The sequence below is a fragment of the Pseudomonas sp. AL03 genome (assembly GCF_029960815.1).
Classification (GTDB): domain Bacteria; phylum Pseudomonadota; class Gammaproteobacteria; order Pseudomonadales; family Pseudomonadaceae; genus Aquipseudomonas.
The window spans coordinates 129486-148078 of sequence record NZ_JASBRE010000001.1 but is presented as its reverse complement, the minus strand read 5'-3'; the positions used below and the strand labels follow the sequence as shown (position 1 = coordinate 148078).

General features: G+C 57.7%; 15 protein-coding genes and 3 tRNA genes. 1 reads left to right on the top strand and 17 read right to left on the bottom strand.

The window, feature by feature from the left end:
- Positions 1-30: 30 nt before the first annotated feature.
- The gene (locus tag QK293_RS00645) at positions 31-2241 is read right to left on the bottom strand and encodes a DUF1631 domain-containing protein (protein ID WP_282375001.1); all 2211 of its coding nucleotides are present in this window, start codon (positions 2239-2241) and stop codon (positions 31-33) included.
- Between the two features lie 282 nt (positions 2242-2523).
- Here QK293_RS00645 and nadC point away from each other — a divergent pair, with 282 nt between their 5' ends.
- Positions 2524-3372 carry a carboxylating nicotinate-nucleotide diphosphorylase gene (nadC, locus tag QK293_RS00640; protein ID WP_282374996.1) on the top strand — a complete coding sequence of 283 codons (849 nt, stop codon included), beginning with the start codon at positions 2524-2526 and terminating at the stop codon, positions 3370-3372.
- Between the two features lie 50 nt (positions 3373-3422).
- Here nadC and QK293_RS00635 read toward each other — a convergent pair whose 3' ends face one another.
- From QK293_RS00635 to ftsH, 16 genes are all read right to left on the bottom strand, one after another.
- The gene (locus QK293_RS00635; protein WP_282374994.1) at positions 3423-3728 is read right to left on the bottom strand and encodes a DUF6388 family protein; all 306 of its coding nucleotides are present in this window, start codon (positions 3726-3728) and stop codon (positions 3423-3425) included.
- Positions 3729-3865: 137 nt separating this feature from the next.
- Positions 3866-3938: transfer RNA gene (locus QK293_RS00630), tRNA-Thr, on the bottom strand.
- Between the two features lie 138 nt (positions 3939-4076).
- Positions 4077-6182, bottom strand: coding sequence for a polyribonucleotide nucleotidyltransferase (gene pnp / locus QK293_RS00625; RefSeq protein ID WP_282374992.1), 2106 nt, complete (start codon positions 6180-6182; stop codon positions 4077-4079).
- Between the two features lie 195 nt (positions 6183-6377).
- On the bottom strand, positions 6378-6647 hold the full coding sequence (rpsO, locus tag QK293_RS00620; RefSeq protein WP_282374990.1) for a 30S ribosomal protein S15: 270 nt from the start codon (positions 6645-6647) through the stop codon (positions 6378-6380).
- Between the two features lie 119 nt (positions 6648-6766).
- The gene (gene truB / locus QK293_RS00615; protein ID WP_282374988.1) at positions 6767-7684 is read right to left on the bottom strand and encodes a tRNA pseudouridine(55) synthase TruB; all 918 of its coding nucleotides are present in this window, start codon (positions 7682-7684) and stop codon (positions 6767-6769) included.
- A 3-nt stretch (positions 7685-7687) separates the two neighbouring features.
- Positions 7688-8089, bottom strand: a complete 402-nt coding sequence (rbfA, locus tag QK293_RS00610; protein WP_008149016.1) for a 30S ribosome-binding factor RbfA — start codon at positions 8087-8089, stop codon at positions 7688-7690.
- Between the two features lie 159 nt (positions 8090-8248).
- Positions 8249-10774: a translation initiation factor IF-2 gene (infB, locus tag QK293_RS00605; RefSeq protein WP_282374985.1), complete on the bottom strand. Its 2526-nt coding sequence runs from the start codon at positions 10772-10774 to the stop codon at positions 8249-8251.
- A gap of 27 nt (positions 10775-10801) precedes the next feature.
- Positions 10802-12283 carry a transcription termination factor NusA gene (gene nusA, locus QK293_RS00600; protein ID WP_008024459.1) on the bottom strand — a complete coding sequence of 494 codons (1482 nt, stop codon included), beginning with the start codon at positions 12281-12283 and terminating at the stop codon, positions 10802-10804.
- A gap of 47 nt (positions 12284-12330) precedes the next feature.
- Positions 12331-12789, bottom strand: coding sequence for a ribosome maturation factor RimP (rimP, locus tag QK293_RS00595; protein WP_282375324.1), 459 nt, complete (start codon positions 12787-12789; stop codon positions 12331-12333).
- 138 nt (positions 12790-12927) lie between these two features.
- Positions 12928-13004, bottom strand: a tRNA-Met gene (locus QK293_RS00590).
- Between the two features lie 96 nt (positions 13005-13100).
- Positions 13101-13186, bottom strand: a tRNA-Leu gene (locus QK293_RS00585).
- 22 nt (positions 13187-13208) lie between these two features.
- On the bottom strand, positions 13209-13592 hold the full coding sequence (gene secG, locus QK293_RS00580) for a preprotein translocase subunit SecG (protein WP_017336473.1): 384 nt from the start codon (positions 13590-13592) through the stop codon (positions 13209-13211).
- A 4-nt stretch (positions 13593-13596) separates the two neighbouring features.
- Positions 13597-14352, bottom strand: coding sequence for a triose-phosphate isomerase (tpiA, locus tag QK293_RS00575; protein ID WP_282374981.1), 756 nt, complete (start codon positions 14350-14352; stop codon positions 13597-13599).
- 66 nt (positions 14353-14418) lie between these two features.
- Positions 14419-15756 (bottom strand): phosphoglucosamine mutase, encoded by a 1338-nt coding sequence (glmM, locus tag QK293_RS00570; protein WP_282374979.1) that lies wholly within the window; start codon positions 15754-15756, stop codon positions 14419-14421.
- A gap of 14 nt (positions 15757-15770) precedes the next feature.
- Entirely contained in the window at positions 15771-16622 is an 852-nt protein-coding gene (gene folP, locus QK293_RS00565; protein WP_282374977.1) for a dihydropteroate synthase, read from the bottom strand.
- An 8-nt stretch (positions 16623-16630) separates the two neighbouring features.
- Complete coding sequence (gene ftsH / locus QK293_RS00560) at positions 16631-18541, bottom strand: ATP-dependent zinc metalloprotease FtsH (protein WP_282374974.1); 1911 nt, start codon at positions 18539-18541, stop codon at positions 16631-16633.
- Positions 18542-18593: the final 52 nt, after the last annotated feature.

Sequence of the window (18593 nt, the reverse complement as noted above, 5' to 3'; positions counted from 1 at the left end):
AGTATGCCGTGATAGACCCTCGGGGCGCGATCACTTGCCGCGATTGAGGCGCCGCAGGTTACCGATCACCGACTCCAGCGCCCGATCGAACAGCAACGTGTCGTCCAGCGCTCGCACCGCGCCACGATGGAATTCCAGCGCCAGACCGGGGCGACTGCGCTCCAGCACTTTCATTCCGGTGCGGTTGACGAAAATGTACTTGCCGGTGGCTTCAATGATCGCCGCCAGCTTGCAGCGAAGGGTGTTTTCCTCGTCTTCCTGAAACTCGACCCAGCACCCCAACCGCAGCTGATCGACCTGAAGCAGACCGGCATCGTTCTCCGGCACACGCACTGACGCCGTATCGACCGGCCCTTCGTCGGCGGTTCGCAGGACGACTTCCTGCAGCACTTCGACCATTACCGGCGTATCGACAGACTGTTCAAGCTTTTGCCCTGGACGTTCGAACAGATGAACGTGCAAGGCTTCCAGCTCACTGAAAAACTCGCTGGTGGCGAACGGATCGAATGCCGAACTGCTCAGCCCGTCGCGCAACGACTTGAGCAACCCCGGCACCAGCGTCAACAAGCGCAGGCTCGCATCGGGCTCGTCATGACGCTGTACGCTCCAGATCAATTGCTCCATGGTCTGCACATCGGCGTGCCACGCGGCTGACTGATCGCCGTGCTTGAGGCACGTCAGCAGCAACACTTTGCTCCAGGCTTCCTGGACAAACACCACCACCTGTTGCGGCAATACTTTGCCCAACAGGGCCTGATTCAGCACCTGTTCAACGCACTGGCGGGCCAGTTCAGTCCTGGCACGGCCTTCTTCGGCGTCACGGGTTCGTTGCTCCAGCAGCTCACTGCGACGGCGCTCGTCGCTGGTGAAGGCGAGAAAATCCGCCAGCAATTCGGAAAAGACCGCCGGGTCATCGACAAAATCGTTCAGCAACCGTTGCACCACTTGTTCGATGCGCAGATACAGGCTATCGCGCTCATGGTCATCGAACTCGCCCCACCCCATGGCTGCGGTGGCAATTTCGTTGAGCAGGCGCCGGGCCGGGTGACTGCAGCGGCTGAAGAAGCTCTTGTCGAGCACCGCCACTTTCAGCATAGGGATCTGCAAACGGCCGATCAGCGCCTTGAGCGAATCCGGCAGGTTGCGGTCATCGAGGATGCATTCGAAGAGCATCGCGATCAGGTTGATCACGTCTTCGTCAGCCACCCCGACCACGCGTGACTTGCCACTTTTGACGCTGACCCGGGTCAGCAGTTGTTCGAGCTGGTTTCGCAGATCGAAGTCGTCCTGGGCTGCCGGCGCCGGCACGTATTGCTGCAAGTGCGAGAGCAGGCGCAGCAGGTCGCGGGTGGAAATCGGCTGTGTCTGGGCACTGGCTTCAAGCGTCGGCGCGACACTGCCACGCACGTGAAACAGCAATACCTGCAACGCGGCGAAGACTTCCTGCACGCTGTCGTCGATCGGCGGGCCACCGACGCGGGGGCTGGCCGGCGCGGATTCAACACCGACGCTGGCAGCCGCACGATCCGTGGCCCGACGCGCTGGGGCAGGTTTGAGGTCGGGCAGAACACCGGTGGCCATCAGCAACTGATTGGCTTCGGCGTAGAGCTGATTGGCCTCTTTGAGCACGTAGCGTTCGAACAACTTGAGGATGATCAGCTTGACCTTGATCTCCACCCCCAGGTTGCGTCCGGCCTGCAAAAAGTACTCGCAGAGCATCGCAGGCCCCACCGGATTGTGCTGATCGAGCAGCTCCCTGCCCAGCAGTGCGCTGAGTCGGGCAGTCAGTTGGTCCAGGGCGAAGCCGTCGCGGTTCAGCACTTTGCGGACCATCGCCTCAACTGCCACGCTGCGCGCCCTGTCGTCATTGGACAGCGCCGTCGCGGCGTCGAAGGCCAGCGCCTGGGACAAGGCAGACTGAGTGGTGTCGTACTGTGTGAGGCGAACAAAAGCCTCGACGAATTGCTCGAGAACGCCGCGTTCGATGTTTTTGCGTTTGAGGCGCAAGTCGCGCATGGCTTCGAAGAAGAGGTTCTGATCGACGTCATTGCGGGCCCGGTCGGCCATTTCGAACAGTGTGTCGTCGGCGTTATCGAACAATTCCTGCAACCCAAGCCTGAGCTGTTGAGCAGCCTTGTCGCGAACCTGAAGCAGAATCACAGGCAGGCGGGCGAGCGGCGAGTGAGTCGCCTGGTCGGTAGCAACCTTGTGCAAAGGCACTACATTCCCGTCGTTGTGCATTCAGGCCTCCAGAAACGGTGAGTCTTCGAATAGTCGTCAATCCAACCTACGTCAACGCCATGACGTCAAAAGCAAGGCGGATTATCTTGCAAAAGATGTCCCCTGTACCAGCAGACTCTGCATCCCCTATGAAATAGACGCTTATGGGAGACGCTGACTTAGTGCCGATTGCTCAGGCGAATCGACCAAATGCAGGTTTCAGAGCGATGGGAACGCGTCGATGCCTTGGGTTGCCCAGCGCCATGGCCCTATAATCGGGCCACTTTGTTTGTGGAGTCCGTTATGCCGAATCTACGTCTCGCCGATTTGACCGCCGAAATCGAAGCCAACGTGCGCCGTGCGTTGCTCGAAGACATCGGCAGCGGCGACATCACCGCACAGTTGATCCCGGCCGAACGCCTGGCCAAAGCCACCATCATTACCCGCGACGCTGCCGTCATCTGCGGCACAGCCTGGGTTGAAGCAGTGTTTCGGCAGCTGGACCCACGTGTTGCGGTGCACTGGCAGGTGCGTGATGGCGAGCGGGTGAAACCCAATCAGGCGCTGTTCCACCTCGAAGGCCCGGCGCGCTCGCTGCTGACGGGCGAACGCAGTGCACTGAACTTCCTGCAATTGCTTTCTGGCGTGGCCACACGCGCGCAGTACTTGGCGGATTACGTTGCCGAGACTCAGGTGAAGTTGCTCGACACCCGTAAAACCTTGCCGGGGCTGCGTCTGGCGCAGAAGTACGCCGTGACCTGCGGCGGTTGCCACAACCACCGCATCGGTCTGTACGACGCGTTCCTGATCAAGGAAAACCATATTGCTGCCTGCGGTGGCATCCCGGAGGCCATCAACGCCGCGCACAAGATTGCCCCGGGCAAACCGGTGGAGATCGAAGTGGAAAGCCTGGAGGAGCTGAAGGAAGCCCTGGCAGCCGGTGCCGACATCATCATGCTCGACGAGTTGAGCCTGGATGACATGCGCGAAGCCGTGCGTCTGAACGCAGGCAAGGCGAAACTGGAGGCCAGCGGCGGTATCAACGAAAGCACGCTGCTACCGATCGCCGAAACCGGGGTGGATTACATCTCGATTGGTGCGATGACCAAGGATGTGAAGGCTGTCGATCTGTCGATGCGTCTGAGCCTTTGATAACGCCCGCGTGAATGAAAAACGCCAGCCTCGTGAGGCTGGCGTTTTTATCAGAGCACCAGATTATTCATCTCGCAGTACTCTTCCCACTCGACGCCCAATACCTCGGCAGCCTCCTTGTGCAGAACAAGGCGCGCAGCCTCGAACTCTTCAGGGGTTGAGGTGTACTTGAGCGTCAGCTCCCACGGCTGCAAGCCCTGAGATTCCGCCTCATCCTCGAACGCCCACTGGATCTGGTCTTTCTGATCGTCGGCGGGCAAGTCCTTGATCTCTTCGGCTAACTGGGGCGAATCCAGCAAGTACTTTTTCAGCGCTTCTTCGTGTCTGGCTTCTTGGGTCAATTCTTTAACGGTCATGGCGTTCTCTTTGATCTGGGGAATGGAAGATGGATCTGGATCATCAAGGATCTCTCTGACGCAAAAAAACCGTTTGAAGCCCGGTTTATCTGGCCTTCAGAACCATTCGGGATCATCTGAAAACAACGTGTCGCTCGTGCCCGAGACAGGAATCGAACCTGCGACCTTCGCGTTACGAGTGCGCTGCTCTACCAACTGAGCTACACGGGCAGTGGGCTAAACCTAGCACTGACTTTGGGGTCAGGCAACTTCATGACTCGTCTGATTTTTTTGCAGGCAAAAAAATACCCCGCAGCTTTCACTGCAGGGCATTTTCTATAACGTTGAAGCGGTCAGGCGTGGGGGTGATTAAACGCCCGAAGCCTTGGCTGCTGCTACGTCTTTGATGGACAGCTTGATACGGCCGCGGTTGTCCACGTCCAGTACCAGCACTTCCACTTCCTGGCCTTCTTTCAGGATGTCGGTCACTTTCTCAACGCGAGCGTCGCTCAACATCGAGATGTGAACCAGACCGTCCTTGCCCGGCAGGATGTTGACGAATGCGCCGAAGTCGACGATGCGCTCAACCTTACCAACGTAGATCTTGCCGATTTCAGCTTCTGCGGTGATGCCCAGAACGCGCTGACGTGCCGCTTCAGCCGCTTCCTTGGTTTCGCCGAAGATCTTGATCGAGCCGTCGTCTTCGATGTCGATCGAAGCCTTGGTCTCTTCACAGATCGCACGAATGGTCGCGCCGCCTTTACCGATGACATCACGGATTTTGTCGGTGTCGATTTTCATCGCGATCATGGTCGGAGCATTTTCCGACAGTTCGGTACGCGACTGGCCAATGATCTGGTTCATCTGACCGAGGATGTTCAGGCGCGCTTCCAGGGCTTGGCCCAGAGCGATTTCCATGATTTCTTCGGTGATGCCTTTGATCTTGATGTCCATCTGCAGCGCGGTCACACCTTTGGCGGTACCGGCTACTTTGAAGTCCATGTCGCCCAGGTGGTCTTCGTCACCCAGGATGTCGGTCAGGATGGCGAATTTCTCGCCTTCTTTAACCAGACCCATGGCGATACCGGCAACCGGTGCCTTCATCGGAACGCCGGCGTCCATCAGCGCCAGGGAAGCGCCGCAGACCGAAGCCATGGAGCTCGAACCGTTGGACTCGGTGATTTCCGACACAACACGGATGGTGTACGGGAACACGTCGGCAGCAGGCAGCATGGCCTGAATCGAACGACGGGCCAGACGGCCGTGACCGATTTCGCGACGACCAGCGCCACCCATGCGACCACACTCACCTACCGAGAACGGAGGGAAGTTGTAGTGCAGCATGAACGGGTCTTTTTTCTCGCCTTCCAGGGTGTCCAGCAGTTGTGCGTCACGGGCAGTACCCAGCGTCGCAACAACCAGAGCCTGGGTTTCGCCACGGGTGAACAGTGCCGAACCGTGGGTCTTAGGCAGAACACCGACTTCGATGTTCAAAGGACGCACGGTCTTGGTGTCGCGACCGTCGATACGTGGCTTGCCGTTAACGATGTTCTCGCGGACGGTGCGGTATTCGATTTCTCCGAAAGCTGCTTTGACTTCACTGGAAGATGGCTGACCTTCTTCACCGGACAGTTTGGCAACCACCTGGTCCTTCAGCTCACCCAGGCGAGCGTAACGGTCGGCCTTGATGGTGATGGTGTAAGCCTGGGAGATCGCGTCGCCGAACTCCGCACGGATAGCGCCCAGCAGAGCGGTAGCTTCTGGTTGTGGAGCCCAGGCCCAGGTTGGCTTGGCAGCTTCGGCAGCCAGTTCTTTAACAGCGTTGATCACAACCTGGAATTCGTCTTGAGCAAACAGTACCGCGCCCAGCATCTGGTCTTCGGTCAGCTCTTTGGCTTCCGATTCAACCATCAGAACGGCATCCGAAGTACCGGCAACGACCATGTCCAGGCTCGAAGCTTTCAGTTGTTCGTAAGTCGGGTTCAGCAGGTAACCGGTGCTTTCGTGGAACGCAACGCGGGCAGCGCCGATCGGGCCATCAAAAGGAATGCCGGAGATGGCCAGCGCAGCCGAGGTACCGATCATCGCAGCGATGTCCGGATCGGTCTTCTTGCTGGTGGAAACGACGGTGCAGACAACCTGCACTTCGTTCATGAAGCCTTCTGGGAACAGCGGACGGATCGGGCGGTCGATCAGTCGGGAAGTCAGGGTTTCTTTCTCGGAAGGACGGCCTTCACGCTTGAAGAAACCGCCAGGGATCTTACCGGCAGCGTAAGTCTTTTCCTGGTAGTGAACGGACAGAGGGAAGAAGCCCTTGCCCGGATCGGCTTGCTTGGCGCCGACCACAGTCACCAATACGCTGACGTCGTCGTCAACGGTGACCAATACTGCGCCGGAGGCCTGACGGGCGATACGGCCAGTCTCGAGGGTAACGGTCGACTGACCGAACTGGAATTTTTTGATTACCGGGTTCACGGTGTCCTACCTTCTTTTGTGGCTCTTGGGGAACTTGTCTTCTTGCGAAATTCTTGGGCAATGTCGGGAGTCGACCCAACGCCTGTCCAGGGTAAAACGTGTATCCAGATAAAACTTGAGGCTGGGAGCCTGCCATGCGCCAGCGGGAAACCCACTGACGCACGACAGACAACCAACCTCTAGCGCAATCGCTTATTAGCGACGCAGACCCAGGCGACCGATCAGAGCGCTGTAACGGCTCACGTCCTTGCCTTTCAGGTAGTCCAGCAGCTTACGACGCTGGTTTACCATGCGGATCAGACCACGACGGGAGTGGTGATCTTTACCGTTGATCTTGAAGTGACCTTGCAGTTTGTTGATGTTGTGGGTCAGCAGTGCAACTTGCACTTCTGGCGAACCAGTGTCACCAACAGCTTGCTGGTAGTCAGCTACGATTTGAGCTTTTTCTTGAACGTCGAGAGCCATGAGGCAATCCTTTTATCAGGAAACTGTTTCAAGGAAACAGCTTCAACAGGCCAGGGACAAATCCCTGTATCTATAAAATGAGGAAGTGACCGTGCCTGTTAACAGCCACCCTCGTTCGGTCATTCTGACCGAATCAATCGACGCGGCGCGATACGCCCGTCTTCGCTCACTTCACCGATACCGATGAAGCGACCGTTGTGATCCTGTACCCGGACCATGCCGAACTTCGGTGCATCCGGGGCCCGTACCGGCTGGCCGTTAAGCCAGTAGAACGAGCTGTGCTCCGAGAACTGCAACAGCGGCCAATCCAGCAGGCCGCTGTCCGATGGCATCAGGAAGCGGTCGACCGCTTCGTTGCCGCCCTCGGCATGTACGGCTTCCAACTCTTCAAGCGTCACAGTCTGCGCCAGCGTGAAAGGCCCGGCCTGGGTACGTCGCAATTCAGCCACGTAAGCGCCACAACCGAGTTGTTCACCGATATCTTCCACCAGGGTGCGGATATAGGTGCCTTTGCTGCAATCCACCGCGAGCCGCGCAGTATCACCCTCAAAGGCCAGCAATTCCAAGCGCACAATAGTAACAGAACGCGGTTCGCGCTCCACTACTTCGCCTGCACGGGCCAGCTTGTACAGCGGCTGGCCATCACGCTTGAGTGCCGAGTACATCGGCGGTATCTGACTGATTTGCCCACGAAAACTCGGCAGCACAGCTTCGACATCGGCGCGACCAACGGTCACCGGTCGCTCCTGCAAAACTTCACCTTCGGCATCGGCCGTGGTGGTGGTCTTGCCCAGTTGCGCCAGGGTTTCATAAGCCTTGTCGGAATCGAGCAGGTATTGCGAGAACTTGGTGGCCTCACCGAAGCACAACGGCAGCACGCCGGTGGCCAGCGGATCAAGACTGCCGGTATGCCCGGCCTTCTCGGCGTTCAGCAACCAGCGAACCTTCTGCAATGCCGCGTTGGAGGTGAACCCCAGCGGCTTGTCGAGCAGGATGATGCCGCTGACGTTACGGCGGATCCGTTTGACCTGAGCCACCGATTACTCCTTGGTGTCTTCGGCTTCAGCCGCTACCGGGTGCTGATTGTCTTCAGCCACCGCACGCTCGATCAGGGCCGACAGGTGCGCGCCACGCACGACGCTTTCGTCGTAGTGGAAGTGCAACTGTGGAACGCTGCGCAACTTCATTTCGCGAGCCAACTGCATACGCAGGAAACCGGCGGCAGAGTTGAGCACCTTGATGCTTTGCGCGATGTCTTCGGCGTTGTCCTGGCCCATCACGGTGATGAAGATCTTGGCGTGACCGACGTCACGACTGACTTCAACAGCGGTAATGGTGACCAGGCCTACGCGCGGGTCTTTGACTTCACGACGGATCAGCTGTGCCAGCTCACGCTGCATCTGATCGCCGATACGTTGGGTACGGCTGTATTCTTTTGCCATGTCTTGTTACCTGTTACTGCCACACGGTGAAACCCGTGGGGTCTGAAAGCGGCAAACGCCCGGCCTGACAAAAGCCAGACCGGGCGTTGCGTTTAGAGTCCTGACGCTGTGCCGCGCATTGGCATGCGGCGGCTCATCGTGGCCCTTGAAGTGCGCGAGTTAGAGGCTGCGAGCAACCTGAACCTTCTCGAAGACTTCGATCTTGTCGCCGACTTTAACGTCGTTGTAACTCTTCACGCCGATACCGCATTCCATGCCGGCACGTACTTCGGAAGCGTCATCCTTGAAGCGGCGCAGGGATTCCAGCTCGCCTTCGAAGATAACGATGTCTTCACGCAGTACACGGATTGGACGGTTACGGTGAACAACACCTTCGATAACCATGCAACCGGCGATCGCGCCAAACTTCGGCGAACGGAACACGTCACGCACTTCAGCGGTACCCAGGATGTTCTCGCGAACATCGCTGCCCAACATACCGGTAAGGGCTTTTTTGACGTCTTCGATGATGTCGTAGATCACGTTGTAGTAACGCATATCCAGACCTTCCTGCTCGACGATCTTGCGAGCGCCAGCATCGGCACGCACGTTGAAGCCAAACAGTACAGCGCTGGAGGCCAGTGCCAGGTTGGCGTCGGATTCGGTGATACCACCGACACCGCCACCGACAACACGCACTTGCACTTCGTCGTTACCCAGGCCGTTCAAGGCACCGTTCAACGCTTCCAGCGAACCACGGACGTCGGATTTGAGGACGATGTTGAGCGTCTTCTTCTCTTCCTGACCCATGTTCTCGAAGATGTTTTCAAGCTTGCCGGCGTGAGCACGGGCCAGTTTGACTTCGCGGTACTTGCCTTGACGGAACAGAGCCACTTCACGGGCTTTCTTCTCGTCACCAATAACGCTCATCTCGTCGCCAGCGTCCGGGGTACCGTCCAGGCCGAGGATCTCGACAGGGATGGAAGGACCGGCTTCCTTGATTGGCTTGCCGTTCTCGTCGAGCATGGCGCGAACGCGGCCATAGTTCGAACCGACCAGCACCATGTCGCCTTGGCGCAGAGTACCGTCTTGAACCAGAACGGTAGCAACCGGGCCACGACCTTTGTCGAGACGCGATTCAACCACGACGCCACGGCCAGGAGCCGAAGGAGTCGCTTTCAGTTCCAGAACTTCAGCCTGCAGCAGAACAGCTTCGAGCAACTCGTCCACGCCAGTACCGACTTTCGCCGAAACCGATACGAACGGGGTGTCGCCGCCCCACTCTTCCGACGTCACGCCGTGAACCGACAGTTCGCTACGGATGCGATCGAGATCGGCGCCCGGCTTGTCGATTTTGTTCACTGCAACAACCAGCGGAACACCGGCAGCCTTGGCGTGCTGGACCGCTTCAATGGTCTGCGGCATTACGCCGTCGTCCGCTGCAACGACCAGGATCACGATGTCAGTCGCCTTGGCACCACGAGCACGCATTGCGGTAAACGCGGCGTGACCCGGGGTATCGAGGAAAGTGACCATGCCGCGATCAGTTTCAACGTGGTACGCACCGATGTGCTGAGTGATACCGCCGGCTTCGCCAGCAGCTACCTTGGCACGACGGATGTAGTCGAGCAGAGAGGTCTTACCGTGGTCAACGTGGCCCATTACGGTCACAACCGGTGCACGGGAGAACGATTCACCTTCAAACTTCAGGGACTCGGCCAGGGAATCTTCCAGGGCTGTGTCGCTGACCAGGGTCACTTTGTGGCCCAGCTCTTCGGCAACCAGCTGGGCAGTTTCCTGATCCAATACCTGGTTGATGGTCGCTGGAGTACCCAGTTTGAACATGAACTTGATGATTTCAGCAGCCTTGACCGACATCTGCTGGGCAAGATCGCCAACAGTGATGGTCTCGCCGATCTTCACTTCGCGCACTACAGGGCCGGTTGGGCTCTGGAAACCGTGAGCGTTGCGTTTCTTCAGCTTGGCCTTGCCGCGACCACCACGACGGAAGCCATCGCTTTCTTCGTCGGTAGTACGTGGCGCAACACGTGGAGCAGGCGCTTTTTCCTTGACCGAAGCACGATGCGGAGCGTTTTTGCGCTCACCATCACCACTGCCACGACGATTGCTATCGTCGGCACGTGGTTTGTCCGGACGGCGCTGTTCGTTTTGCTTGCGAGCGTCGGCAGACGGTGCTGGTGCAGCGGCCACAACCGGTGCGCTTTGGCGTACTGGCTCGGCAACTGCAGCAGGTGCTGCAACGGCGTCGTTAGTAGCAGTTTGCGCAGCAGCAGGCTGGCGACGTGCTTCTTCTTCGGCGCGACGCTTGGCTTCTTCTTCAGCCTTCTGACGAGCAGCATTGTCTACTGCGCGACGTTCTTCCAGTTCGCGTTTGCGCTCGGCTTCGATTTCTTCCGGGCTGCGCTGTACGAAGACTTTCTTCTTGCGTACTTCAACGCTGATGCTTTTGCTGCCAGCAACACGCAGGGTGCTGGTGGTTTTGCGCTGCAGTGTAATCTTGCGCGGTTCTTCCACTTTCGCCTTGTGGCTGCTCTTCAAGTGAGTCAGCAAAGACTGCTTCTCACTATCGCTCACACCTTCATCGGCGGCGGTGTGCGGCAGACCTGCCTCACGCATCTGCTGCAACAGGCGCTCTACCGGTGTTTTGACCTCATCGGCCAGTTGTTTCACCGTGACTTGCGTCATGCACTTCTCTCCTCAGGCCGCGCCTAATTACTCGAACCAGTGGGCTCGGGCGGCCATGATCAACTTGCCGGCACGATCATCGTCAATGCCGTCGATGTCGAGCAGATCGTCAATAGACTGCTCGGCCAGGTCTTCGCGGGTAATTACGCCGCGCACCGCCAGTTCCATCGCCAAATCCTTGTCCATACCCTCAAGCGAGAGCAGGTCTTCGGCCGGATGGGCGTCTGCCAGCTTTTCCTCAGTAGCGATGGCTTTGGTCAACAAACGATCCTTGGCGCGAGCGCGAAGCTCGTTGACGGTTTCTTCGTCAAAGCCGTCGATGTTGAGCATTTCTTCCAACGGTACGTAGGCAATCTCTTCCAGGCTGGTGAAGCCTTCATCTACCAGCACCTGTGCCAGGTCTTCATCGACTTCGAGCTCGTCGATGAAGTTGCGCAGGATGTCGCCGGTTTCTGCTTGCTGCTTAGCCTGGATGTCCGATTCGGTCATCACGTTCAGGGTCCAGCCAGTCAACTGGCTAGCCAGACGCACGTTCTGACCACCGCGACCGATGGCCTGAGCCAGATTGTCTGCGCCAACGGCGATGTCCATTGCATGGGCATCTTCGTCAACGATAATTGCCGCCACTTCAGCCGGCGACATTGCATTGATCACGAACTGAGCCGGGTTGTCGTCCCACAGGACGATATCAACACGCTCACCGCCCAACTCACCCGACACTGCCTGGACGCGCGAACCGCGCATACCGATGCAAGCGCCTTGCGGGTCGATGCGTTTGTCCTTGGAGCGGACCGCGATCTTGGCGCGCGAACCCGGGTCACGGGACGCAGCCATTACTTCGATCAGGCCTTCAGCGATTTCCGGCACTTCGATGCGGAACAACTCGATCAGCATTTCCGGCGCGGTACGCGACAGGATCAGCTGCGGGCCGCGGTTCTCGGTGCGGATTTCCTTGAGCAGCGCACGCAGGCGCACGCCAACCCGGAAAGTTTCGCGAGAGATGATGTCTTCACGAGCCAGCAACGCTTCAGCGTTGTTGCCCAGGTCGACGATCACGTTGTCGCGGGTGACTTTCTTCACGGTGCCGGAGATGATTTCCCCCAGGCGCTCGCGATAGGCATCAACGACTTGAGCACGCTCGGCTTCGCGAACTTTCTGCACAATAACTTGCTTGGCAGTCTGTGCAGCGATGCGGCCGAACTCAATGGACTCGATCTTTTCTTCGACGACATCACCGACCTGAGCACCCGGATGCGTTTCTGCAACCTTGCTCGGCCAGGTCTCGATGGCCGGATCGTCCAGGTCTGCTTCTTCGACGACCGTCCAGCGACGGAATGTCTCGTAAGCACCCGTGTGGCGATTGATTTCCACACGCAGATCGACTTCGTCCTCGAACCGCTTTTTGGTAGCAGTGGCCAGAGCCAGCTCCAGCGCTTCAAAAATTACGTTTGCCGGTACGCCCTTTTCATTGGATACCGACTCAACAACCAGCAGTACTTCTTTGCTCATCGTACGCCTCGCCTTTCGCAAGCCATTGGATCCGCGGGATCCGCGTCTCAGTCAAAACTGGGAATAATGTTGGCCTTGTCGATCATATCGATCGGCAACAGGAACTCATGGTCTTCTACCTGCACCACGACGTCCTGCTCTTCTACACCGCGCAGAAGGCCCTGAAAGTTGCGTCGGCCTTCGAAAGGCGAGCGCAGCTTGATCTTCACTTGGTCACCGGCAAATTTTGCAAACTGCTCAATAGTGAACAGTGGGCGTTCCATGCCAGGCGAGGAAACCTCGAGGGTGTATTCAACGGCGATTGGATCTTCAACATCCAGGACACCGCTGATCTGACGGCTGACGATGGCACAATCGTCCACCAGCACGCCGCCCTCTTTATCAATATAAACGCGCAACATTGAGTGGCGACCTTGAGCCGAAAACTCAATACCCCAGCATTCATAGCCTAGGGCCACGACCACCGGGGCCAGCAAGGCCTGCAACTCTTCTAGCTTGCTCGACACCTGAACCCCCTCGTGCATGTATGTGCATGCTGTGCAAAACAAAAAAATGGGCGAAACGCCCATCCTTGAAACGCCGTCGAACAGCGGCGCTGAAAGTGTCCAGCTAACAAAAAGCCCCTTAAAAGGGGCTCCTGAAACTGGTTGCGGGGGCCGGATTTGAACCGACGACCTTCGGGTTATGAGCCCGACGAGCTACCAGACTGCTCCACCCCGCGACAAAGCTGGGGCGGAAGTATACGACCGATCCCTGACAGGGTCAATGTAACCTTCCACCTACAAGAAAGCCCGCAACAGCGGGCTCTCCTGATAATTGGTACCGAGAAGGGGACTCGAACCCCTACACCCTATGGGCACAACCACCTCAAGGTTGCGTGTCTACCAATTCCACCACCTCGGCAATACTACGCTTGAAACTCTTCTTACTTTTGCTCTTGAGCTGGAGGTACGTCAGTCGCTGGAGTAGCCGACTTTTGCTCTTGAAGCACCGGTACATCATCAGAAGCCGGTTGTTGCTTTGGAACTTCCAACACTGCCGGATTTGGCAAGCCTACTTGAGTCAGCTGGTGAGCCTTCTCTTTAGCAAAGTAACCTAACCCTAAGCTGGTTATGAAGAAACCGGCGGCAAGTATAGCAGTAAACTTACTAAGAAAGGTAGAGGAACCTTGGCTTCCGAACACAGTATTTGAAGCACCTGCTCCGAAAGACGCGCCAGCATCCGCACCTTTACCCTGCTGCAGCAATACCAGAGCAACTACGCCCAACGCACCCAGCAGATGAAAAACGACTACGACTGTTTCCAGCATTTTTTCAGTTTCCCGCGGCGCGACAAATCGCACCGAACTCATCTGCATTCAGGGAAGCTCCACCAATGAGCCCCCCATCGATATCCGGCATGCCGAACAGTTCGACCGCATTGGCCGCCTTCACGCTGCCGCCGTATAGAAGCCGCACACCTTGTGCGACTTCAGAATTCTCTGCCGCCAACTGATCACGGATGGCTGCGTGCACATCCTGCGCCTGTTGCGGCGAAGCAGTCAGCCCGGTGCCAATGGCCCAGACCGGCTCGTAAGCGATTACTGCCTTTGCAAAGACACCAACACCCAGCTCTTCTATAATACTGCCCAGCTGACGCCCGACAACCTCTAGAGTTTTACCGGCTTCACGCTGCTCAAGGGTTTCCCCTATGCACAACACCGGAATCAAGCCACATGCCTGTGCCGCTGCGAATTTGCGAATCAGCATTTCGTCTCGCTCGCCCATTACCTGGCGGCGCTCGGAGTGCCCGACAAGCACAAAGGAACAGCCTGCATCCACCAACTGACTCGGCGCAACTTCACCGGTCAGGGCACCTTGCATGGATTCCACCGCAGAGTTCTGCGCGCCGACCGAAATCGACTTTCCCTTCAACCCATCAATCACTTGATTGATATGCAAGCAAGGCGGGAATACCGCGACATCAACACCGCTTGGCAAGGCCAGATGACGAAGGCCATTGATCAGCTCAGCGACGCTGGCGCGGGTACCGTGCATCTTCCAGTTACCAGCTACCATAGGGCGACGCATGCTGTACCTCGTCGGTCAAAGTGGGCGCAGATGTTACCCAACACAATCATGGCTGGCAAGCCGAAATCAGGCAGAAACTTCAGTAACCAGTTTTGCCAGCTCTTCGGCGTAGCCGCGAACCTGTGTTTCGTCCTCGCCTTCGACCATGACCCGCACCAGCGGCTCCGTCCCGGACTTGCGCAACAGCACGCGCCCACGACCCGCCATAGCCTTGGTAACACGTTCGCCGGCCTCTTTGACCGAGGGATGATCAAGGGGGCTTGCACCACCGCCGAAACGCACGTTGATCAGCACTTGAGGGCATTTGCGCAATGCCTGACGGGCTTGAGCCAGACCTTCGGAGCGACGCTTCAGCGCCATCAGCACCTGCAGCGCAGCAATAATCGCGTCACCCGTCGTGGTGTGATTGAAGCAGACGATATGCCCCGAGTTTTCACCACCTACGAGCCAGTTGCGCTCCAACAGCTCAGCGATCACATATCGGTCACCGACATTGGCGCGCACAAAAGGAATCGCCAGATCCGCCAGGGCCAGTTCCAGCCCCAGGTTACTCATCAACGTCCCGACTACACCACCCTGCAACTTGCCGCGCTCATGCAGATCGCGAGCAATGATGAACAGCAACTCATCGCCGTCGACGACTGCGCCAGTGTGATCGACCATCTGGACTCGATCACCGTCACCATCAAAGGCAATACCCAAATCAGCATGTTCAGCCAATACAGCCGCTTGCAAAGGCTCCATATGGGTCGAACCGCAATTCTCATTGATGTTCAGGCCATTAGGATGAGCAGAAAGCACAACGACATCGGCCCCCAGCTCACGGAACACACTAGGCGCCACTTTATAGGTCGCACCGTGGGCGCAGTCGATCACGATCCTCAGCCCGGCAAAGCTGGTGCCGGTAGGAACGCTGCTCTTGCAGAATTCGATATAACGGCCCGAGGCATCGTTGATTCGCGATACCTTGCCGATCTTGCTCGACTCAACCACAGTCATCGGGGTGTCGAGCAGCTCTTCGATCATCAACTCGACTTCATCCGGAAGCTTGGTGCCCTTTCCGGAGAAAAATTTGATGCCGTTGTCATCGTGAGGGTTGTGCGAGGCACTGATCACGATGCCCGCTTCGGCATGGAAGGTACGCGTCAGATAGGCGATGGCCGGTGTCGGCATCGGACCCAGGAGCATGACATCGGCACCTGCCGACGTAAGCCCGGCCTCGAGCGCCGATTCGAACATATAGCCGGAGATCCGGGTGTCCTTGCCCACCAGTACCTTGCAGGCGCCCATTTTGCGGAACGCCATGCCTGCAGCCCAGCCGAGCTTAAGCATGAAGTCAGGAGTAATCGGGTACTCGCCGACTCGACCACGAATGCCGTCGGTGCCAAAGTATTTTTTAGTCATAAGTACTCCATCGTTTATTCGGCTGATTCCACTGCGGCGATCATCCGCACCACATCGACAGTTTCGGCCACATCATGGACGCGCAATATACGCGCCCCCTTGACCGAAGCCAGCGCCGCAAGCGCCAGACCACCATACAGACGCGCTCCAACCGGACGATTCAAGGCCTGACCTATCATGCTCTTTCGCGAAACCCCGACCAACAGGGGCCGCCCCAAGGCATGCAGGGCCTCCATATGTTTGAACAAGCTTAGATTGTGCTGCAAGTTTTTCGCGAAGCCGAAACCCGGATCAAGAATGATCCGTTCAGCCGGGATCCCCACCGACGCACACTGTGCAATCCGTTCGGCGAGAAACTCGCCCACCTCTTTCGTGACGTCCTGATAATGCGGATTGTCCTGCATGTCGCCCGGCTCACCAAGCATATGCATCAGACACACCGGCAGACCCGTGGCCGCGACCGCATCAAGAGCGCCATCGCGCCGCAACGATCGCACATCATTGATCAATCCAGCCCCAAGTCGTGCGGTTTCGCGCATGACAGCTGGCGTGGACGTATCGACCGAGATAATCACATCCAGTTCGCGATGAATTCGCTCGACGATGGGTGCCACGCGCTCCAGCTCTTCCAGCGGTGAAACCGCCCTGGCGCCCGGCCGGGTCGATTCGCCACCGACGTCGATCAGGGTCGCGCCGGCTGCCACCATAGCCTCAGCATGGCGCAAGGCCGCATCGAGCTGGCTGTATTGACCACCGTCAGAGAAGGAATCGGGAGTGACATTGAGAATGCCCATGACATGCGTCCGGGCCAAATCAAGAACCCGGTTGCCGCAAGGCAACCGGGTCGAGGACAGAACAGAAGTCATTTCAAACCTTAAACGTCAGCAGCCGGACCGCCGATAGGTGTCTCCGGACGCTCATCCTGCACCGTCGGAGGTGTTCCGGAGGTACCGGTGCTGTCTCCTGACCAGTCGCGAGGCTCGCGAGGTGTACGACCCGCCATGATGTCGTCGATCTGATCGGCATCGATCGTTTCGTACTTCATCAAGGCATCAGCCATTGCGTCGAGCTTGTCACGGTTATCCGTGAGGATCTGCTTGGCCGTGCCGTAGCACTGATCAATGATGCTGCGCACTTCGGAATCGATCAGCTTGGCTGTCTCACCGGAGAAGCTTGCACCCTGACCACCGCCGCGACCGAGGAACACTTCGCCCTCTTCTTCGGCGTACATCAACGGGCCGAGTTTTTCCGACAAGCCCCACTTGGTCACCATGTTCCGTGCAATCTGGCTGGCACGCATAATGTCGTTTGACGCACCGGTGGTGACGCCATCGAAGCCCAAGGTCATTTCTTCAGCAATACGGCCGCCGTACAACGAGCAGATCTGGCTGATCAATGCACGCTTGGACAGGCTGTAGCGATCTTCCTCCGGCAGGAACATCGTCACACCCAGCGCACGACCGCGCGGAATGATTGACACCTTGTAGACCGGATCATGCTCAGGCACCACGCGACCAACAATTGCGTGGCCTGCTTCGTGATAAGCGGTGTTCCGCTTCTCTTTCTCCGACATGACCATGGATTTGCGCTCCGCGCCCATCATGATCTTGTCTTTGGCCAACTCGAACTCTTTCATTTCGACGATGCGCTTGCCGGTACGGGCTGCGAACAACGACGCCTCGTTCACCAGGTTGGCCAGGTCGGCTCCGGAGAAACCAGGAGTACCACGAGCGATTACGGCCGGAGCGACATCGTCACCCATTGGCACTTTGCGCATGTGAACTTTGAGAATTTGCTCGCGACCACGGATATCCGGCAGACCGACGACAACCTGACGGTCGAAACGGCCCGGACGCAGCAATGCCGGGTCAAGTACGTCTGGACGGTTGGTTGCGGCGATGACGATGATGCCGTCATTCATTTCGAAGCCGTCCATCTCTACCAGCAACTGGTTGAGAGTCTGTTCGCGCTCGTCATGACCGCCACCCATGCCGGCACCACGATGACGACCGACGGCGTCGATTTCATCGATGAAGATGATGCATGGAGCGTGCTTCTTGGCCTGTTCAAACATGTCGCGAACACGGCTGGCACCGACACCGACGAACATTTCGACGAAATCGGAACCGGAAATGGTGAAGAACGGCACTTTGGCTTCACCGGCAATCGCCTTGGCCAGCAAGGTTTTACCGGTACCCGGAGGCCCCACCATCAGCACGCCACGTGGAATGCGGCCGCCTAGACGCTGGAACTTGCCCGGATCACGCAGGAACTCGACCAGTTCACCGACTTCTTCCTTGGCTTCGTCGCAACCGGCAACGTCACCCAAGGTGGTTTTCACCTGATCTTCGGAGAGCAGGCGCGCCTTGCTCTTGCCGAAGCTCATCGGTCCGCCCTTGCCACCGGCTCCGCCCTGCATCTGCCGCATGAAAAACATGAACACGGCGATGATCACCAGGATCGGGAAGCTTGCGACCAGCAGTTGAGTCCAGATGCTTTGCTGCTCAGGCTGCTTGCCTTCAACCACAACGTGGTTATCCACGAGGTCGCCGATCAGACCGTTGTCCTGGATCGCAGGACGAATGGTCTTGAAGCTGTCGCCATCGTTGCGTTTGCCGGTAATCACATAGCCGTCAACTGCTACACGCTCGACCTTGCCATCCTTGACCTGCTGGATGAAGTCGGAATAGTTGAGGGTCTGCGGCTCGTTAGGGCTGGAGAAGTTGTTCATCACTGTCACCAGGACAGCCGCGATGATCAACCACAGGATCAGATTCTTTGCCATATCGTTCAATTAACTACCCTCTGAAGCAAGCTCCGCTAATGGCGCGCGCTTC